The following is a 3,251-nucleotide window of genomic DNA, read 5'->3' on the forward strand; positions in this document are numbered from 1 at the left end:
CCAGTGAAGTACAAAAATTCACTGGTTAGAAACTTGCAATGTTAGCGATGTTCGTCGCGCTAGACCAATTTAGGAGGCGTGTACAGTTTATGTTCAGTTAGTAGATTAATAATTAACCGAACCAGCTTCCTAGCGGTCAACACACAAGCTCGACGATGTTGATACTTTGGTACCTCCCGGAACTTCTTCTGGTAGTACCTGGCATAAGTGGGATCATAGCGCCTTACTGAGTTGGCAGCTTCAACTAAGTAATAACGTAGGTATTGGTTACCACTTTTGGTTCGCGGCGTTAATTGTCGCTCATGATTTCCTGATTGACTGCGTTGCCATGATAAGCCAGCGTAGCCGGCGAGACTAGCATCATTGGGGAAACGGTCAATTTGGCCGATTTCAGCCAGTAATCCGGCCGCATACACTGGTCCAATTCCCGGAATACTTTGGAGTGAGTCTGCACCTGAAATGACCGAGCACAGATCAGAAATGCTTTTATTTAACAGCTTTAGCTGTTGATTAAGCATCCGCAACTGATTAGCGTACATGGCCAATACTTGATCAACGGAATCGGCAACCGTCTTGCTAAGCCGATAGGAACTTCTAATGGCTTTCTTCAGTGCTTTGGCAACACTTTTGGCATCGCCAAACCGGCCATGAGATAAATGATTTAGCTCATCAGTTAAGGCTGACAAGGGTATCTGAACCAGGTCATCTAGGGAATACTTCTCATCACTCAGAATGCTAAGCATGGTTGACCCAAAGACTGAGGTAGGCAAGACCGTATCGATGGTGTTCACCTTGTAGTACAGGTTATTTAAAAAGTGATTTTTACAATCATTGATCTGATGGACTAAGTGGTATCGTTCCCGGGTCAAGCGTTGTAAAGCGATGTGCTTTTCATCGCGGGTAACCGGAACTTGATACCGGCCGATCCGTAAGAAATCGGCAATGTGAAAGGCATCAACGGTATCGGTCTTATCATCATCAAATAACTTACTGTAACGGTGCGTCACTTTAGGATTCAAGGTGACCACAGTCACGTTTAACTGATTAAGGCGATCATCTTGTTCAAAGAACAAGGTTGGGTGGAAATTATAAACTGAGGTTGCTTCCATGCCGATAATAATTTGGTCAGCTTGCTGAGACCGCTTTAAAATCTCATCACGAATATGACCGGCCCCCTTCGGGGTGTTTGTTACTTCACCTTGGAAACACACTTGCTTATTTGAATCCATTCCACAATAATCAAGCTTCAATTTTGAAACATCAATACCAACATTCAAGTTCATTGATTCAGACCTCCTTTCCGTTCTTATTTTGGATAGGCTTGGGTGCTGTGTGATACTCCCTAATTATGAATCTTCAGAACATCCTCGCAATTTATGAGTAGACAAGTCATCCAATGACTAGCTGCTTGATAGAACGCGAGCTATCAAAATCATCAGCTAACACTACAGCTTGTGGTTTGAACTTAAACAATTCATCTGGGCGGCATTCTTAAAATGTAGATAAACTACAGGAGGCGAAAGCCTATACCAGTTGGATCCGAATCCAATGAACAATTAGAGAATATCACACAGCATCCAAACAGCGAAGCTGGTCAATACTTGAATACATTTTTAATAATACGAGGAGGTGATCCAATGAAAGTAGAAAGCTGGCAAGGTATTAATGGCAAGCTAGTTCATGATGAGCAAAAGGCGATTGTGGTTGATGATGACCAAGCATTAACTGATCAAAAACAGCTACAAGCAATTTTAGATCAAGACGGTCAGCCAGTTGACGAAGTCCGACAAGCAATGATTAAGAAGACCGTTAAACGCCAGTTGAAAACTGAACCCTTAAAGCTTAGTGGTTGGTTTAACCGCCATCAAGACAGTCAAAATGCTAAAAAGACCGAAAAGCTAGTTAGTGATAAGCCAACTCATCAATATAAGCAAATTAAAAATGAAATGACCTTTTTTGGTGAGAGTTTCCTGGAAGGCTTCTTAGGTTTCTATGGCTTAGAAGTTGATAACGCCTTAGACCGTTACGAACATAATTTGCATGTCTTAGAGACCCAAGAATTAGGCCAGTCAGAAAAAGAGTATTACTTAGCCACGAGTGAAAACGGCCGCGTCAAATTAGCCACCGATCCATTACCAAGCCAGCAAATTGCCGAGGAACAAATGAACAAGTTCTATCAGCGTGAGCCAGAAGAAACGCAGGCAGAACAAATTCAATTACGGTCATCAGAAGACGATAGGAAGGAGGAATAACATGAAGTTCAGCAAAATGAAAGCGCTAACAACTACTGGAGCTACTGCGATTTATTTGGGCTTGATGAACGCCCAGGTTGTTTTTGCGGCGGACGGTGGCGAAGTTAAAAGTAAGCTAACCAGCGCTGGTAAGACGATTCAAGGTATTTTAACTGGCTTGGTTGTTTTAGTTGGGATTTGTGTGGCGCTATTTATTATTATCAAAAGAATGCCTGACGCAGACGACCCGCGGGAGAAATCCGAAGTTTACCATGCAGTGGGCCGAGTTGCTGGCTTGGTGGCCTTAGCAGCGGCCATTATCTGGATCTTACCTTGGGTATACAGCTTATTCACATAATTAAAGAAAAGGAGCTATGCCAAAATGAAAAAAGGTAAAGAATTTATTTTTCCGGAGAACGTGGATAAAGACTACGGAATCTGGAAAGACTACACCTTAAAAGATTTTGGCTATGCGGCACTGGCTGGTTTGATTGGGTTGGTTTTTATCGCAATCCCACCTTATGGACTAATCTTAGTTCTCATAAAAATTGTGATTGTTGTCTTAGCCATGACGATTGTCATGGCTATTTTAACAATTCGGCCAGTTTCAGCACGCAAGAATATTAAAGTGCGGGATAACTTTAAGTTGAAACGTCGCTATGCCAATGGTCAGAAACTGTTTTATTTAAAACCGAAGAAGCGAGGTGAACTAAATGCGTTTGAAGAAGAACAAAAGCGCCAATAAATCAGCGAAGCTCGATTGGGATTACCAACCGCCTAGAATCAATGGTGGCAAAGAGACCATTGATGACATGAGCTTGGTGGTGGGTATGTATGGTAACTACGAAGTTACCAAAACGGGTAATCTCGTTGGCATTTTGGAAGTTAGTGGGATCAACCTTGATCTACTTAATGAAACCGAACAGCAAGACGTCTTTGAGGACTATGGCGCGTTTCTGATGAGTACCTTGGGTGAAGGTGTTGATGACACGCTACAGTTCTTAGAAACGACGATTCCCG

Annotated in this window: 4 protein-coding genes and 1 pseudogene; 4 read left to right on the forward strand and 1 reads right to left on the reverse strand. The window is 42.5% G+C overall.

Annotated features, from left to right (window positions below):
- Positions 1–59: 59 nt before the first annotated feature.
- Positions 60–1,283, reverse strand: coding sequence for an IS110 family RNA-guided transposase (locus tag ACKTR2_RS10010; protein WP_068222268.1), 1,224 nt, complete (start codon positions 1,281–1,283; stop codon positions 60–62).
- 354 nt (positions 1,284–1,637) lie between these two features.
- On the opposite strand from ACKTR2_RS10010, the gene ACKTR2_RS10015 reads away from it, so the two are divergent.
- The 4 genes and pseudogenes from ACKTR2_RS10015 to ACKTR2_RS10030 form a co-directional block, all read left to right on the forward strand.
- On the forward strand, positions 1,638–2,252 hold the full coding sequence (locus tag ACKTR2_RS10015; protein WP_407884986.1) for a hypothetical protein: 615 nt from the start codon (positions 1,638–1,640) through the stop codon (positions 2,250–2,252).
- Between the two features lies 1 nt (position 2,253).
- Positions 2,254–2,589: a CagC family type IV secretion system protein gene (locus ACKTR2_RS10020; protein ID WP_407884988.1), complete on the forward strand. Its 336-nt coding sequence runs from the start codon at positions 2,254–2,256 to the stop codon at positions 2,587–2,589.
- 24 nt (positions 2,590–2,613) lie between these two features.
- The gene (locus tag ACKTR2_RS10025) at positions 2,614–2,976 is read left to right on the forward strand and encodes a conjugal transfer protein (RefSeq protein ID WP_407884990.1); all 363 of its coding nucleotides are present in this window, start codon (positions 2,614–2,616) and stop codon (positions 2,974–2,976) included.
- A pseudogene (locus tag ACKTR2_RS10030) lies at positions 2,945–3,251 on the forward strand (TrsD/TraD family conjugative transfer protein); the annotation flags it as partial. The gene ACKTR2_RS10025 and the pseudogene ACKTR2_RS10030, both read left to right, overlap by 32 nt.

This window comes from Furfurilactobacillus curtus, assembly GCF_045862785.1.
Taxonomy (GTDB): domain Bacteria; phylum Bacillota; class Bacilli; order Lactobacillales; family Lactobacillaceae; genus Furfurilactobacillus; species Furfurilactobacillus curtus.

Coding starts and splice junctions, on each gene's coding strand:
- ACKTR2_RS10015 (WP_407884986.1), top strand. CDS start 1,638: ATGAAAGTAGAAAGCTGGCAAGGTATTAATGGCAAGCTAGTTCATGAT.
- ACKTR2_RS10020 (WP_407884988.1), top strand. CDS start 2,254: ATGAAGTTCAGCAAAATGAAAGCGCTAACAACTACTGGAGCTACTGCG.
- ACKTR2_RS10025 (WP_407884990.1), top strand. CDS start 2,614: ATGAAAAAAGGTAAAGAATTTATTTTTCCGGAGAACGTGGATAAAGAC.
- ACKTR2_RS10010 (WP_068222268.1), bottom strand. CDS start 1,283: ATGAACTTGAATGTTGGTATTGATGTTTCAAAATTGAAGCTTGATTAT.